General features: G+C 63.9%; 14 protein-coding genes. 8 read left to right on the top strand and 6 right to left on the bottom strand.

All coding sequences use genetic code 11. The annotated features are described in order from the left end of the window. Nucleotides 1-12 precede the first annotated feature (12 nt). Genes CXQ92_RS16635 through CXQ92_RS16610 form a run of 5 tightly spaced genes read right to left on the bottom strand, consistent with a single transcriptional unit; the run spans nt 13 to nt 5,276 of the window. Nucleotides 13-615, bottom strand: coding sequence for a DUF6668 family protein (locus CXQ92_RS16635; protein ID WP_104168902.1), 603 nt, complete (start codon nt 613-615; stop codon nt 13-15). 2 nt (nt 616-617) lie between these two features. Then, nucleotides 618-2,018 carry an AAA family ATPase gene (locus CXQ92_RS17930; protein WP_146067499.1) on the bottom strand — a complete coding sequence of 467 codons (1,401 nt, stop codon included), beginning with the start codon at nt 2,016-2,018 and terminating at the stop codon, nt 618-620. Then, a complete protein-coding gene (locus tag CXQ92_RS16620) occupies nt 2,018-3,568 on the bottom strand; it encodes a hypothetical protein (RefSeq protein WP_104168899.1) in 1,551 nt (516 codons plus the stop codon). The genes CXQ92_RS17930 and CXQ92_RS16620 overlap by 1 nt, the downstream gene beginning before the upstream one ends. Next, a complete protein-coding gene (locus tag CXQ92_RS16615) occupies nt 3,565-4,206 on the bottom strand; it encodes a hypothetical protein (RefSeq protein WP_104168898.1) in 642 nt (213 codons plus the stop codon). The genes CXQ92_RS16620 and CXQ92_RS16615 overlap by 4 nt, the downstream gene beginning before the upstream one ends. Beyond that, nucleotides 4,203-5,276, bottom strand: coding sequence for a transglycosylase SLT domain-containing protein (locus CXQ92_RS16610; RefSeq protein ID WP_258070027.1), 1,074 nt, complete (start codon nt 5,274-5,276; stop codon nt 4,203-4,205). Before CXQ92_RS16610 ends, CXQ92_RS16615 begins: the two co-directional genes overlap by 4 nt. A gap of 219 nt (nt 5,277-5,495) precedes the next feature. Between CXQ92_RS16610 and CXQ92_RS17925 the strand changes: the two genes are divergently transcribed. The 7 genes from CXQ92_RS17925 (at nt 5,496) to CXQ92_RS17920 (ending at nt 12,970) form a co-directional block, all read left to right on the top strand. After that, a complete protein-coding gene (locus CXQ92_RS17925) occupies nt 5,496-6,224 on the top strand; it encodes a hypothetical protein (RefSeq protein WP_146067498.1) in 729 nt (242 codons plus the stop codon). Next, entirely contained in the window at nt 6,221-6,991 is a 771-nt protein-coding gene (locus tag CXQ92_RS16595; protein WP_104168894.1) for a hypothetical protein, read from the top strand. The genes CXQ92_RS17925 and CXQ92_RS16595 overlap by 4 nt, the downstream gene beginning before the upstream one ends. A 10-nt stretch (nt 6,992-7,001) precedes the next feature. Continuing rightward, on the top strand, nt 7,002-7,310 hold the full coding sequence (locus CXQ92_RS16590; protein ID WP_146067497.1) for a hypothetical protein: 309 nt from the start codon (nt 7,002-7,004) through the stop codon (nt 7,308-7,310). Nucleotides 7,311-7,643: 333 nt separating this feature from the next. Beyond that, a complete protein-coding gene (locus CXQ92_RS16585; RefSeq protein ID WP_258070026.1) occupies nt 7,644-7,943 on the top strand; it encodes a hypothetical protein in 300 nt (99 codons plus the stop codon). Between the two features lie 139 nt (nt 7,944-8,082). Continuing rightward, complete coding sequence (locus tag CXQ92_RS16580) at nt 8,083-10,002, top strand: hypothetical protein (protein ID WP_258070025.1); 1,920 nt, start codon at nt 8,083-8,085, stop codon at nt 10,000-10,002. Nucleotides 10,003-11,560: 1,558 nt separating this feature from the next. After that, a complete protein-coding gene (locus tag CXQ92_RS16575; RefSeq protein ID WP_219815767.1) occupies nt 11,561-12,490 on the top strand; it encodes a ParA family protein in 930 nt (309 codons plus the stop codon). Then, the gene (locus CXQ92_RS17920) at nt 12,491-12,970 is read left to right on the top strand and encodes a hypothetical protein (protein WP_146067496.1); all 480 of its coding nucleotides are present in this window, start codon (nt 12,491-12,493) and stop codon (nt 12,968-12,970) included. A 508-nt stretch (nt 12,971-13,478) separates the two neighbouring features. On the opposite strand, the gene CXQ92_RS16565 is transcribed toward CXQ92_RS17920, so the two are convergent. Further along, a complete protein-coding gene (locus CXQ92_RS16565) occupies nt 13,479-13,826 on the bottom strand; it encodes an Lsr2 family protein (RefSeq protein ID WP_104168890.1) in 348 nt (115 codons plus the stop codon). A 451-nt stretch (nt 13,827-14,277) separates the two neighbouring features. On the opposite strand from CXQ92_RS16565, the gene CXQ92_RS16560 reads away from it, so the two are divergent. Beyond that, nucleotides 14,278-14,811, top strand: coding sequence for a hypothetical protein (locus CXQ92_RS16560; RefSeq protein WP_146067495.1), 534 nt, complete (start codon nt 14,278-14,280; stop codon nt 14,809-14,811). The last annotated feature ends 62 nt before the right edge of the window (nt 14,812-14,873 follow it).

The raw sequence follows: 14,873 nt of genomic DNA, 5'->3' as shown, positions 1-14,873 counted from the left end.
GAGTTCCCTTTCTCAGTGCCCGGAGCGGGCGATCTTTTCGATTTTCCGGAGCACGCTCTTCAGCCGTGTCCCGGAAGCTTGTGGGGTGACGCCAACCTCGCGCCACGAGGGTTCATACGGTGCCGTCATGGCGACCGGGAACATCCGCGCAACCCCGCGCGCGAAGTTCAGGGTCGGCTTCGTCAGCCGGTTCTTGGGCCTGTCATGGACGATCACCAGGCCGACCAGCTCATAGGGCACCTGCCCGGATGCGGACTTACGCGCCAGCTGCTGCGCGGCCTCGAGCGAGGACGCACTGGTGGAACACACCAGCAGGGCCCGGCCGGCGTAGGTCGGACGCCGCTCGGATTCGTCGACGATGTTCTCGGAGCACAGGCCCGCGAGGGTGCTGGTGCCAACGCCGCCTGAGGCACCAACCAGCCACAGGGTCGCGCTGGTCACCGCTACGGGGGCCGCGGGTTCGGCTTCCTCGACAGGCTCCGCGGCGAGGGTCTGCTGAATGTTCCGGGGTCCCCTCAGCGATTCGCGCTGCCCGAGAATCGGGTCGTCGTCGATCGGGTCTTCCTGCGGCTTTACCTCCGGCTCGTTGACGAAGGGATTGCGCTGCGGGGTCACAGTCATAGTCCCTCCGCGATCTGCGCGGCGGCCCGGAGCCAGGCGCGGCGGGTCTGCGGGAGCATCGAGGAGAACCGGATCCTGCCCTCGATCAGTGATGGATCGTAGGGCACCGTGACGACCGACTTCACGAAGGGGCGGAAGGACTCAGCGAGCTCGTTTAGCTTCGACAGACTGTGGGATGGGGTGCAGCCCAGGACGATTACCACGGCGCGGTCTGCCAGCGACTGCGCGTGGTCGTCGCCTGCCCGCAAGGCGCTGAGGACCCGGGACGCGCCTTCGGCGGCGTCGTCGACGGACTTGACCGGGATGACGACCTGGTCCGAGTGCCCGATCATCGCCTCCCAGTTGTCTCCGCGCTCGGTGTTGCCCGAGTCCATGAGGATCAGCCGGTAGTACTTTGCGGCCACCGAGTAGAGGCGGTGGACCTCGTCACCGGTCACCTCGTGCCGCTTCTTCGCGCCCGACCGGTCATCGGAGCGCAGCACGTCGTACTGGTCTGAGGGCTGGTGATGAACGTAGGACGCCAGATCACCGGCGCGTGCGCCGGCGGTCATGAAGTAGTCCGTCTGCTCGAGGAGGTCGACCACAGTCGCCTCATGGCCGGCGTCGAAGGTCCGCCATCCCAGCGAGCCCAGCGAGTTGTTGTTGTCCCACGCCAGAACACCGGAGCCGCCGAGGCGGGCGAACACAGCTGACAGGCAGATCACCGTCGGCGTCTTACCCGCCCCGCCCTTGGGATTCAGGACCGTGATCGTGCGGGGACCGGCCCAGTGCTGGGAGACGGTCTTCTCGTCCCGGCGCTGCTCCAGCTCGGCGGCTGACGGGGCAAGTTTCATCCCAAACTGATTCAGCAGACCACGGACGCCGACCTGTGCTGGTGAGTCGGCGTCAGGCCTGTCGACGAACGAGGGCATCGCCGCCCTGCGTGTTGGCAGCGGCTCCACGGTCGGCTCCGCTGCCGGTGAAGCGATAGCTTCCGATGCGGTTGCCTCAGGAACTGCCGGAGCCTCAGCTGGAGTGGGAGTGGGAGTGGGAGTGGGAGCGGCAACGGGTGCTGCTGCTTTGACCGCGGCCATCGGCGCAGTCGGCACTTTCGACGTCATCGGGGACGCCGCAGGTTCGATCGCTTCGGCGGGCTGTGCTGGCTCGCTTTCCGTCGGGTCACTGTCGGTGTCCTGCTCGATGACGGCGCCGTCGGTCTGAACGAGGATCGTGCGGGAGCCGGACGGGTCCTCGATGTGCAGTTTGGTTGCGGTGCTCGTCTCGGCCGCGAGGTCGGTCGCGGTGCTCATGACGGAGCGGCGGGCGTCCATGACCGAGGGGTAGGGGGCGGTGGTTTTCTCGCCTCCCAGGTCAAGCTCGAGGGTGCCAGCCGGGTCGATGACAGCAGTCATTCTCATCAGGGGTTCTCCTTCGGGGAAACAGTCGAGGTGGGGCTCGGAGTAGAAGTCGGGGTGGGTGTTGCTGTGGGTCGGGGTGCGACCTGTGTCAGCGCATACAGCAGGCCGGTGGAGGATCCTTCGGCCCGGGTCATTGCCTTGCCGTCGTCGGTGACGACGTCGGGGATCGCTGCCCGGGCGGCGTCGGTCGTGGTTTCGGTGACGCCCTGCGCGTTGATCCGCAGCTGCTCGGTGCTGGTGGTGACCCAGGCGTACCCGGCTGCCAGCTTTCCCGCGCCGGGCAGGCGGTGGGCCTGCTTCGCATCGACGTCGACCAGGACCGTGCCGGCCATCAGTAGGCCGTTGTCCCGGTCCACCTGGATACCGGAGGTGGCGACGTCGGTTCCTTCGACGTCGACGATGCCGACCTGCGTCGCTTCCGTCGCATCGGCGGCATCTCCAAGGGCATAGAAGCCGATGGTGGTGGTGTCGTCGGTCTTCCATGCCGCAACGACCGTTCCGTTCACCGATCCGAGGACCGTGACCAGTTCCGCCCCTGCCGACGGTGCAGGCAGCGTCGCGGGTGCGGGCAGGGCTGCCGAACCCTGCGTCACGCGCCAGATCCGTCCGGAGCGCGTGTCCGCTGTTACCAGGTCATCTCCAAGGGCTTCGATGGGTTCCGCGGCCGCCGGGACCACCCGCGCCGCCGTACTGCCATCGGCCGCGACGATCAGGGTCCGCTTATTCGGCAGGTCCACCCGAGGAGCCGTACCGCCATCCAGGACGATCGTTCCGTCCTTGGGGACATCGACGCGGATCGGGTCCGCCCCGTCGCCGAACAGCACCAGCTCGCGGGCCGCTGCGGCCGCGACCCTGGACTGCCCATCGAGGGTGAACATAGCCAGCTGCGCGACCGTGAACGGCGCGGTGCGCGTCCACCGCTCCACACCCGTCCGAGGGTCATGGCCGATCAGCTTCGAACCGTCCACGCTCACCGGCTGTCCCGAGGGATCAAGGATCGCCTGAACGGTCGAGCCGGTCATCGGTGTCGTCCAGTCCCCGTAGGTATCCCACCCGGCAGGAGCCGGGACCGGCAGCTGCGCGGGAGGCGGCGTGTAGACCATCGCCACCGGCTCGGCCGTGCTGTCCTGCAGCGTGAAGAAGGCGCTGAACCCGACTGTGACCGCCAGGACGCCCGCGCTCCCCCACAGCACAGCCTTTCGGCGTGCAGGAGTGCGGCGGCGTGCAGTCTTCGATCCGGTACGCGCAGTGCCCGTACCGGTGCCGCCGGTAGTGCCGGTGGAGGTGGTGTCTTCGCGTTCCTCGAGGGTGCCCAGCTCGGCGTCGACGACCATCTCGTATACTTCGCCGTCCTCGGTGAGTCCCTGCACCCGGCACGCGGCCAGGCCCAGACGGCGGCATGCTTCCGCTGCTGCGTCGGCGGCCATGTCGGCTGCGGACGTGTCATCGAGCACCGGGTAGGTCAGTACGTCGCCGTTCGCGTCCGCGACGATTTCGCCTTCCCCGATCGTGAGGCGGATGACGGGCCAGGAATGCACGGTCGGAGTCACTTGCCCTCCCCCGTCATCGAGGCGGTCATGTCGCGGGTCTGGTGCCCGACGACGTCCCACCGGTCGTCCGTCTTCTCGAGGTAGACGGTCACCTGCCGGTGACCACCGCTCTCCAGCGGGCTTTCGTCGCGGGCTACCCACCGCCAGGTCACGTCGAGGACCCGAATGGCCTTGTCCGGGGCGACGTCCTGCGCGGCGTCGCCGATCGCCGGAACGGTACGGGGAACGCTGTAGGCGCTGTGTTCGGATGGTTCCAACCATTCACCGTTGCTGGCGTTGCGCTCAGGTTCGACCTGGTTCGCCGCCCACTCCTCACTCATCAGCGGAATGGCGCGCGCCGCGGCCGCCGTTTCGGTGCGATCTACCGTCGTGTCCCACGAATGCAACATGAAAGCTGCGACCCGAGCGGTCGAGTCGACGTCGGAACGGTGGGCATCCTCCGGGGATGCGAACGTGTTGTTGCCCAAGATTTCCTCGGCGGGGAGTGAGGTGTAGGAACCCTCGTAGACGGTGGTTGGAGCCGAAATCGGAGCTACGTCCTCCGATGCGGGCGCGTCAGCGGCGCAGCTGGTCAGAGCAATCACCGAGACCGCCAGTGCGGCGGCCCGGTACAGGTTGGTGTGTGAGCGACGGGTCATCGCACCCACGCTCCTTTCTCTTTCAGAATCGGCTCCGGGTCCAGATTCCAGCCCTGATACGGGTAGGCGACCGCCGGTGCTTCCGGCTTGTAGATCTCGAAGTGCAGGTGCGTTGCCACCAGCCCGAGGCCGGCCTTGTTACCCTCCGTGCCGACGACGTCGCCGCGCTTCAACCTGTCCCCCACGGCCACGCTGTAGGCGTTGAGGTGGCAGAACGCGAACCCGAAATCAGGGTCGTCGCCGTCCTCCTTGGCGATCACGCAGCCGTCTTTGTCGTTGAAACCGGTGATCCGTAGATCAGTCGGGGCAATGACCGGTCCGCCGTTGCCGCTGCCGGCGCCCGGAGAGGACAGATCCAGGCCGACGTGGTCCTGCGCCCAGGCGGGCAGGCCCGGAAGATTGCGGTGCCCGTAGCCGGAGGTGAACGCACCTCCCGGGAGCGGGTTGGTCCACTCGCCGTCGCCGAGGTCGCCGTTCCACGCGACCGTCCCCGCCGGTGCTGTGCACCCGGCGGAGAACTCGCCCTGGCCTGTGGCCAGGATCTTCTCGACGTACTGCTCGGTCTCGGTGAACGCCGGGATGCCCTTGGCTGCCTGCACGGCTCCAGGGCCGGCGTTGTAGGCCGCGAGGGTCAGGCGCACCAAAAGGTCGGCGTCATCCCCGGCCAGTGGCTGTACCTGCTCTTTCAGGGCAGCCATGTAGCGTCCGTAGGCAGGGATGGCGTCCTCGGCTGAGAACGGGTCCCCGCCCTCCCCGTACATGGCCCAAGTGCCGGGCATGAACTGAGCCACGCCCTGCGCGCCGACGGGGCTCCGAGCGCCTTCGTTCCAGCCTGATTCCTGCTTCAACTGTGCGGCAACCACGCTCACAGGCAGGCCCGCGGTCTTCGCGGCGGCGTCGACCAGATCGCCCCAACCGTTCGGGATGGCCGGCGATGAAGTGAGGCCCCCGGTTGTCTCACCAACTGCAGAGATGATGCACGCAGCAGGCTTTTCCTCGGTCTGCGTCAGGATCGCCGCTCCCGCGATGCCCACGACGGGCAGGCCCGCCAGCAGAGGTACAAGGATCACCAGGGCCAGTAGCGGTGACGCTCCACGCTTCTCGTCTTCGTCCACAACTACCTCCCCCGGTGTAATGGGCACGGACTGGTTAGGTCGTGACCGGTAAAATTTGAGACGGTAAGGATGAGGGCTGATGCCAATTCCTTAGTTCTTAGAATAGCTTAGATTCTGACATCACAACTACACGTGTGTGCCGTGCCCATCTAGCGATCTCTTGAAGGAGGTGCCGTGGCTGTTTCTGGTTCTGACTTCAAGCAATGGCTCGAACGACGCGGCATCACCACATCAGCGAGCGAGCTGGGCCGCCTGACCGGATTGCATCGCGTCACTGTGGGCAACCAGATCCGGCGCGGCAACGTCCCGGAATCGACCGTCGTCGGTGTGGCCCGAGGCGTCGGCATTGATCCCATCGCGGCACTGGCAGACTTCAAGGAGTATCAAGACCTCGACAGCCGGCCACGCTCTCCGACAGCGGCAGAAGTCCTGAGCCAGGTTCATCACGCGGACCTTATGGTCGAGCTGCAGCACCGCTTTCACGAAGACCTGTTCCCACGAAACGACAAGGTCAAGATCGACTTTCCCCACGATGGTTCTCATCGCGCGTGGATCGACGCCATCGATACCGGGGACGTCCGGCACGATGTGGCCGAGAAGACGGGAACGGCGATCACCTATCTGTTCACCCAGCTCTCGGAGAACAAGCTCACCCCCATCCAGGCGGTCACTGCTGCCCGGGTCAGCGGGACGTCAATGGTCGCGGGGCTTGTCGTCGTCGGACTCATCACCATGGAAGAGGGCGACTGGCCCGAGGACGTCCGGGAGACAGCCTTGATGGTGATGAAGAACGAGGATTTGGTCGAGCTCATCCAGCAACGACTGAACCTCCTCCAGCGCCGCCTCCGGCAGCGCAAGGAAGCCCTTGAATACGCGGAGAAACTGACGGATCTGATCGGATGAACGACAGCGTCTACGTCATATCGGTCAGCCTCATGCTGATCCTGCTCGGTGGTCTGACGTTCCACCGTCTGACTTCCAAAACGACACCGGAAGGAGCCAGGGCGCTACTTCGGCCCAGCGGACGACTCGCCCTCATGGGGATCCTGCTGACCACCGCCTACGTCGTCTCCCTGCCGGGCATCTACGCAATGCTTGAAGCCATCGTCCCCATCTCCAACGGGACCGACTTCATCGCCAAAGTCTGCGCAATGACCGCAGTGGCATTCCTCGGCGTGCACCTCGCCATTGCCTACAACTCCGAGACAGCCCTCGGGTGGATCGTCGGCCTTCGTGGCGCCGTGGCGCTCGGTATTGCCGCACTTGGCGTCTTCATCACCCTCATCGCAGCAGACACGCCAGAGGCATCGCCCCGCCTGGTGGCCTACGCAGACCAGCCGGCAGTAGAGGTGAACCAATGGATCGTCCTCGCTTACACCGCATACATCCTCGGGCCCCTCCTGTCGCCGCTCTTCCGCGACAGCCGCAGTAATCCCCTGCGCTTCGGGCGACTCGCCTCCAGGCTGATTTTCATCGGCTTCGCCCTCTCCATCGGACGCACCCTCGCATACCCGCTGGAACTACATGCAGGGCCCGAAGCGTTCTATGTCTTTGAGCTCGTCACGCACGTATCGACAGCGTGCGTCGTCCTCGGGCTCTGGGCCTTCGCTTTCGCCAGGAAGAACCAGCTAGCCCGCAAGAAGCTCGACATCGACTTGTCGATCAAGTGAGGAGAGGAACGTGAGTCAGACGCCACCAGAGGCCAAGCTCGCTGTGGAGCGCATCCTGACCAAAGCCAACCCGGAGAACGAGGCAGCCTACGCCGTGATCTTCCGCGCGGTCAGAATCTGTATCGAGGCCGGCATGAACCGCAAGGAAACAGCCCAGTACCTCGGAGTCTCCGCCCGCCGGATTGACAAGCACGGCCAGTACTTCCGCACCGCCAAGTCGGTCCGGACCCTCTTCGGAGAAGCCTTCCGCTCCACCTCGATCGAAGTCCCAGCAGAGGACGCCAAGGCGAAACTCATCCAATGGGCGTGGAGGCCTTAGCTCCTGCTTCAATTACACAATATCAGGGGACTGTGCCATATTGGTACAGTCCCCTCGTCGCTACGGGGCGCCCCACGTTAGTCATTTACAGGTCGTGAAGTACCACTAGCAACCGAAGAAGGGCGTTCGTCCAGATGAGCTCTCCCTACTGCTACCGCAGCGCTGCACTAAGAGCCCTTTGCACTGCTCAGATTGCCCAAGCCGGCCCGCTTGGCGCATCGACGAGGGTCTGGTGGATGGCACGTGCTGGCACCGACTGCAACCGCCGGCGCTCATGAGCATGACAGCTCAGCGACCTTGTAGAACATCAGCTTCAGCCTGAACTGAGGAAACATGAGCAGATTTAAGGACGACACGCCCAAGCTCTTCGTGCTTAAGCCGTTTCAGAAACCTAGAGTGCAGAGTATGGCTATTCAGAGGCGCGCGTCAGGCGGACGACCATCTAAGGGCGACCGCCATGTACTGACAACTCGCATTCCTACAGCTGAAGCGGAGAAGCTCTTCGCCGTGGCTGATGCACTGGGAACGTCAGCTAGCTCCTTCATCGCCGAAGTGATGGCGGAGAAGCTAGCCTCCATAGATTTGGACAAGCTAAGCGGCCAGGAGGCGTTGCCCTTCAGCAAGGCCTCATAAAAAAGAAGGCCCGCCGTAGCGGGCCTTCTCATATGCAAGTTTCCAAGCTCTACACCCTATTGCTGCCAGGCTCCCGGGTGGAGAGCTCAACCGAGTACGTCCTTTTCAGGTCGTGCCCTTAGGTGAAAGTGTACACCGAGTGCTCCAAGCACCTCCAGCAGTTCATGCCGCGCCACGCCGGGCAGATTCGCCCTCCAGCGCCGCGTGGGTTCTCGCGCCACTGATCGCGGGTCAGCCCATCTATCGGGCCGGCCGGTGGATTGGGGACCGTTTCCAGTACCCGCGCCCGCGCACACCGCTGCGCATCACCGGCACCCTGCCCTCCGCGCCGGCGGCCGTGTTGATTCACGACGTCGACGGCTCGGTGCGGACCCTGTGCCTTGACCTGGACACGTCCAAGGCCCGGAAGGCCGTCGTGGACGACGATGCCGCGCGCCTGGCCGGGATTCTCAACGCCACCGGCCTGTCCTTTGTCGAGGACTACTCCCCCAGCGGCGGCCGGCACCTGTACGTGCCCCTGCAGGAGGCCATCACCGCGGCCGAGGCACGCCAGCTGGTGGAAGCCCTCGGGGTTCGCGCCCCGAGCCTTGATCCGAGCCCGCACCAGAACCCCACCGATGGGTGCATCCGTGTTCCGGGATCCGCGCACAAGTCCGGTGGCCACCAAACCTTGATCACGCCGCTCACGCAGGCTTACGGGATCCTCACCCGCCGAAACCCCGCACCCGCCCTGGCCGCGCTGCGGAAGGCCCTCGCCCCGGAGCTGTACCGCCTCGAACATGCCAGGTTCCGCACGCAGGCGCGCGCCGCGGCAGCGACCGCCGCCCTGCACGCCGCACCACGCGACAGTGCTTGGACGACGGGTCATGATTCGCCGTTGCGGGTGGTGGCCCGTACCGGGCTGTACGAGGCCAGCCGGTATGCCAGCGACTCGGAGGCCCGCATGGCGGTCCTGAACCACTTCGCCGCCTGCCGCTGGAGCTTGGACCAGGTCCGCGCCGGCATGGACGGGCAGTACGCCGGCCTCACCGCCCTTTACGGCACCAAGACCGACCGGCTCCTGCCTCTCGAATGGGCCAAAGCCCAGGCCTTCACCGCCACCCAGGCACCCACCGGGCCCAGGGCCCGAGCCACGCCCGGGGCCCGACTGAAGAACCCCTTCCAGGGCATTGGGGAGAAGGCTGCGCATAACTTCACCACAAGCCATACTTCACTCACGGGGGGCAGCCCACAACCGGCTGAACACCACCAACCGGCTCCCAGCCCGAACGCGATCCATGAGCTGGTGAACGATCTCGAGAATGTCCTCTACGCGGTCCTCGATCACAGGCTCAAAGATCAGGGTCGTGCTGGGATCAGCCTGAGGTTCCTCATCCGGGCCGTGCTGGCGTACATGAGGACCAATCAGACCAACCTCCTCGATGTCGGCTGTCGGACCTTCGCGGTTGCACTGGGGAAGGACCACGTCACGATCGCCCGCCTCCTGCCCCTGCTCGAGGCTGTATCGGCCGGCATCCTCACCCGCATCGACCGGGGACGGGGCCGGAACGCCGACACCTATGCCGTGCAGCTGCCGGTCGAGTTTCAGCAGCTTGCCCGCGACCTGACTTGGCGCAAAGGCAAGATCCACGCCATCCGGCCCGTGTTCAGGGTCCTGGGCGACGTCGCGGCCTTGGCGTACGAGGGCATTGAACGCGGTCGCCACTCCCCCACTACCGCGGACCTCACCCGTACCACCGGCATCAGTCGGCGTGCACTGACCGATCACCTGACCCGTATGGAAGTCCTGCAGATGATTCGCCGGCACCACGGTCGTTGGGAGATCGTGACCACCACCAACCTCCATCAGCTCGCCGACCGGCTCGGCGCCACCGAGGACCGGGAAGCCCAGATCACCCGCTACCGCAAGGAACGCGCCGCCTGGCACGCCTGGCTCGATCGGCACCTGGTCCTCCACCTCGAAGAACACGAACTCCACGACCCGGAACGTGACGACTACTGGCTGCCACCCCACGAGGACGGGGACGAGCATCAACGTTCCCTCTGGCAGGCCGCCTAACACTGCCAATCCCTGACACCTAGGTCGCCGGCCATCCGGTGATGATGCCCACTCCCCCACCACTCACCAGCTCATCTGCGTCAATTAGCATGCAGGTCAGCCGGTTCCGCGAACCAGCAAGGCCTAAGTGGTAGTTCGGGGGTCGTGGGTCCGCGCGTGCGCCTCCTGTACACCTGCTGCACGGCACAAGCTTCCCCACACTTCGCTGCTTGTCCCGCACACACGTGTACAGCAGGAACCAGCCCGACCGCCTGCACACCCCCGCCCGCGTCACCGACCACAGGGAGAGGTCACCCCGAGCCAGCGGCGGGCGTGTACAGCCTCCTGAGCGACGCGTCGAGCACAACCAGCATCGAACCCTGCGGCCAGTCTGACCGCATCTCGCGCCGCCGACACTAAACCGGACGTAGTCAGGCCTCCCGGACTCGTGAGAATGCCTCCCACCGCGAGGACCACACGACTGTGGTCCCTGCCTACGCGTAGCCCCTCACCGTCCGCTGTCCGCTGTCCGCCGTCCGCTGTCCGCCGTCCGCTGTCCGCCGTCCGCCGTCCGCCGTCGGCCGACCGCCACCCCGTCACTTCACCGGCACCCACCACGCCGGCCCAGGAGGCATCGAGCCGCAGGACGAGCAATCAACTCCCCCGGCTTGACGGCATCGGCCTTCCCCACCACCAAACCCACTCCCCCGCCCACGGTCGAACTGCCAAAGTCGATGTACCGGTAGTCTGTTAGTCGGTTGCTCTGTCTGTAACGAACTAACGTAGTAACGATACTCATGCCTGCCGCCTCATGTTGTGAGATGGCGCGACCGACCGGTCAAGGGGGGCTCCGACCAGGCGGTAGTTACGGTCTCGCTGATTGATGCTTCTACCCTCAGCAGTCGCCAAAAGGGACGATGACTTAAGGGCGCTCCCTGCTCCGTCCCCCGTTGTGCTCTGTTAGCTGATGGATCAACTCTTGATTGGTGATTACCAAGTCTGTTACTAAGTTACTCTGTTACGCTGATACAGCGGGGTTAGTGGCCATTGGAGACCCAATAGACTCCGTCGCGGACGGGGTAGATCTTCTCCACAGTGTTGCTACGGCGAATTACCTACGTAGTCTGTTACTTCGTGTGTACGTAACTACCAGACTGACGGGTTGTTTCAACGGGTGCGTGGGTCGTCAGTTGTTCCTGCTTTGAACGGCGAGGTTGATCCGTGCTCTGTGAGATGGTGCCTCATTCCATTGATCCTTTCGGGGACGAGAGGTTCAGGCTGCAGGGGTCTCATCAAGTTCACAGGTTCGCCGGTTGTACCGCGCTTCGCGGTTGCCTGGTTCTGCAAGTGGTCTACTCGCCAATAAAGCAACCGAGTCTGTTAGTTTGAGACTACCGTCGTCCATCCCAGGATCAGCGTGAGTTAGATGCCTGTCACATAAGGGAACCGGCTTGTCGCGTGGTCCTGTTAGGATGGCGTTAGTTACGTAGTCTGTTACTTAGGGTGTCTGTGATCTACAGACATACCGTGTCGTCGTCATCTCTTGGGCTGCCTGGGAATGATGGGTCTAGGAGAGAACGTGTCATCAGGATTAGACCGTGTCGTCGCCATAGTGAACGGCAAGGGCGGTGTCGGAAAGACCACGATCACCGCAAACATCGGTGGGATGCTAGCTGCAAGTGGGTACCGGGTACTGCTGGTGGACATGGATCCCCAAGGGAACCTTGCCGAGGAACTCGGCTACACCGACGCCGAGACGAACGATGACGGGATGGCTCTCGCGCAGACCCTCGTCTTCGCCGCAGACGCGAAACCCACAATTGGCATTAGGGAGAACCTGGACGTCCTCATGGGAGGGTCCCATTTGGACATGGCCGCAGCGGGCCTCACTCTGAAAGCTCAGAAAGACCCAGCCGCGGCCAAGGGCGCCCTCGCCAATGGCCTTGAAGGCTTGGCTGACAAGTACGACCTCATCTTCATTGACTGTCCGCCCGGGCAGGAGACCCTTCAGCAAGCCGCCCTTGCGGCAGCCCGATGGGCCCTGATTCCAGTCAAAACAGACGCGTCTTCCCGTAAGGGGCTCCGCGATGTTGCACGTCGCCTTGATGCCGTCGTCTCTATCAACCCCGATCTGGACCTCCTTGGCATCGTGCTATTCGGCGTCAACCGCTCCGCCAAGAGGGTGTCCGAAAGCGCCCGAGAGGCGATCCGTCAAGACCTTGGTTCCGGCGCCCCGATCTTTGAGACGTCAATTCGCCATGCTGAGGCGGCGGCCCAAGAGAGTCGCGAACGAGGACTGCTCGCCTTCGAGCTGGAAGAAGCAGTACTTGCTGCCCCTAAGTGGTGGGAATTGAGGCGGGGGAGTGGACAGGAACATGACGGGCCGCGTTCCAAAAGCGCAGTTGGAGTTGCTGAGGACTTCCAAGCACTTGGAGAAGAAGTGGTTGCCCGGATTACCGACAGTGAAGCGGCCTCGATCCCGACTGGGCCAATTGGAGCGGAAAGCTAAATGACTACACAGCCAGCCCGACGTACCCTCAGTGGTTTAGCACCAAAGGCCGCCAAGGCTCCTGGTGTTGATCGGCTCATCAAGGCCAACCGGTCACAGCCTGCCGACCGCGGGGAAACCACCGACTCATCCTCGGCTTCGGAGCAGTCGCCCAACGTACCGCTGGTCAATTTCTCCGCGGTCGAGGAATCGGAAAGGACAGACTCTGTAACTTCGGTAGTACCGAAGTATCTTCAGTTGCAGAGGCGGGAAGCGCGGATTCACGCCGACCAAGCTGATGCGCTCACGATGATCGCGCGGCGGCTCAACGCTGAGCGGCGTCTACCCAATGGCAGCACGGTCGGGGAACGCATCACCGATAACACGCTCATTCGCGTGGCCATCGACATGCTCCTTCAGCATGAGGGTGAAATCCATGGAGTAAGTGAGGAAGCGATAGCCCGTGGCCTAGGACTGGAGCCGCGCTACGTGAAGGGCTAACCGTCAGGCCGGCTCTGTGGTCCTCTTCGCTAGGCCTGTTGAGGCCACGGCATCACTCGAGAGTGCTGTGGGGAGCTGAGCTGATGAGGAGACCACCGAATGCCGGCTCCGGCGATGCCAATGGATTCGACGTTTTCTCCCGGATGAGGTCGCGAGGGTGCTGTACTCGTAGCGGCTTCTGGGGGATTGTTTGAGGTCTCCGATGATGAGGACATGTTCGGACGGGGTCGGCTGGTCACAGGCTGGCGGGACAGCAGGAAAGGTTGTCGCGTGCGGAGCGGGAGATGGCGGCCGCGACGAGGCTTGCCCGGAATGAGGGTGAATCCTGGGGCGAGATCGCCCGGGCGGCCGGCGGTCGAGGTGCGTACACGTTTCGACCAGCCGCTCTAGAGCCAGGATCAAAATCAGGACTAATCCAGCGGATGTCTGCGCCGGGATCACCGGAGCACGCCGCCGGTTGGCCCGCACCGGTGGTCACCGGTGCGGGCCAACCGGTGGGGGAGTGGGGTTAGTGGGCTGCGTTGTAGGCGTCGACGATGGACTGGGAGATCCGTCCGCGGGCGCTGGTTGAGTGCCCGTTCTCTTGCGCCCACTGGCGGATCCGCTGGGTTTCCTCACGCTTGGATTTGCCCGAGGCCGACCCCGCTGATGTGGCGGACTTGCTGCCCTGGCCGCGTCGGCCGGTGGCCTTGCGGGCTTTGTCCGCGTACTCGGTAAGTGTGGAGCGAAGTTTCTGGGCGTTCTCGGTGGTCAGATCGATCTCGTACTCGGTCCCGTCGACCCCGAAGCGGACGGTTTCCTGGGCTGTTTCACCGGTGAGATCATCGACGAGTTCGACCTGTACGCGCTGTGCCATTATCTGGTTACTCCTAAAATTGTGAATCCGAATTGCTGAACCCCATTCGTTAACCCTATCGCAAATGAATATGTTCTGCACATCGACCTAGTACTCGAAAAACCCCGGAGCATTACTCGGCTGATAGCCGATTTGGTCCGTCGGCTACCATTGCCTGAATCGGCGGGCGCACTTCAGTGTTTCTATCAGCGCATGTACAGGTATTTATGGATGGTTCTGTGCTGGAGTTCACTCCAAAGGAGTGAGTCTTCGGGGTATCGACCGGAGTGATCGTCCACGGGCGGAGTGTTCCGTAGCATCGTGTTCTATGGATCCAGGTGTCGGCGGTCAGCCGGAAGTGAGGCGTGCGCGTCTTGGTGATGTGTTTGCCGTGAGTTGGAATACGTCGTTGGCTCTGAGCCGTGGGAAAGGGGCTCGGGTTCGCTGGTGGGGGCGTTGCCGAGCTGTGCTGATGCTGCCGATTCTCGTTCTTCTCTTTCTCATGTACATCCCGGCAGGGGATGTGATTACCACCCCGTCGCGTGATGCCGTGATTTTCCTGACCGAGGCCAGGAATCCGAGGAAGGCCGTGCAGCGTGCCGGATCGCTCGTCCTCGTTTTTTTGGGTTCCTTGGTTGCGTTCGTTCTGTGGCTGTTTGCCGTGATGGGGTTGGATGATTCGGTGCCACCGTGGGTTGCTGTGTTGTGGCCGCTCTGGTTTGCGGTGGGGCTCGTGTGTCTGGCGCCGTCGGCCGGTGGGAGTTTGTCTTCTGTCATCGAGGCGGTGATGACGCGTCCGAGGGGTCCTTATTGGGTGGCGCAGGCCCTCGCGTCCGCACCCGGTGCGCGGTGGCGGGGCCTGGACTTCGCGAAGGCTGCGATCGAGGCCTTCATCCCCGTCGGGGCCCCGGTTGTTGCCACGGCGGCGTCGGAGAAGATCGCGGTGATTTATGAGCGATTCGGTTTCGTGCGGCACAAACCTGGCAGCCTGAACCTGACCCGATAGCCGATCCGCGTGTGAGCGGGATCTGCCCCTTTCGTCGGAGGTGGGAGCCCTGGCTTAGGGTT

The sequence above is a fragment of the Arthrobacter sp. SX1312 genome (assembly GCF_002929295.1).
In the GTDB taxonomy this organism is placed as follows: Bacteria; Actinomycetota; Actinomycetes; order Actinomycetales; family Micrococcaceae; genus Arthrobacter_D.
This window is presented reverse-complemented; position numbering and strand designations above follow the sequence as displayed.

Coding starts and splice junctions, on each gene's coding strand:
- CXQ92_RS16615 (WP_104168898.1), bottom strand. CDS start 4,206: ATGACCCGTCGCTCACACACCAACCTGTACCGGGCCGCCGCACTGGCG.
- CXQ92_RS16565 (WP_104168890.1), bottom strand. CDS start 13,826: ATGGCACAGCGCGTACAGGTCGAACTCGTCGATGATCTCACCGGTGAA.
- CXQ92_RS17930 (WP_146067499.1), bottom strand. CDS start 2,018: ATGAGAATGACTGCTGTCATCGACCCGGCTGGCACCCTCGAGCTTGAC.
- CXQ92_RS16560 (WP_146067495.1), top strand. CDS start 14,278: ATGCTGCCGATTCTCGTTCTTCTCTTTCTCATGTACATCCCGGCAGGG.
- CXQ92_RS17920 (WP_146067496.1), top strand. CDS start 12,491: ATGACTACACAGCCAGCCCGACGTACCCTCAGTGGTTTAGCACCAAAG.
- CXQ92_RS16595 (WP_104168894.1), top strand. CDS start 6,221: ATGAACGACAGCGTCTACGTCATATCGGTCAGCCTCATGCTGATCCTG.
- CXQ92_RS16585 (WP_258070026.1), top strand. CDS start 7,644: ATGAGCAGATTTAAGGACGACACGCCCAAGCTCTTCGTGCTTAAGCCG.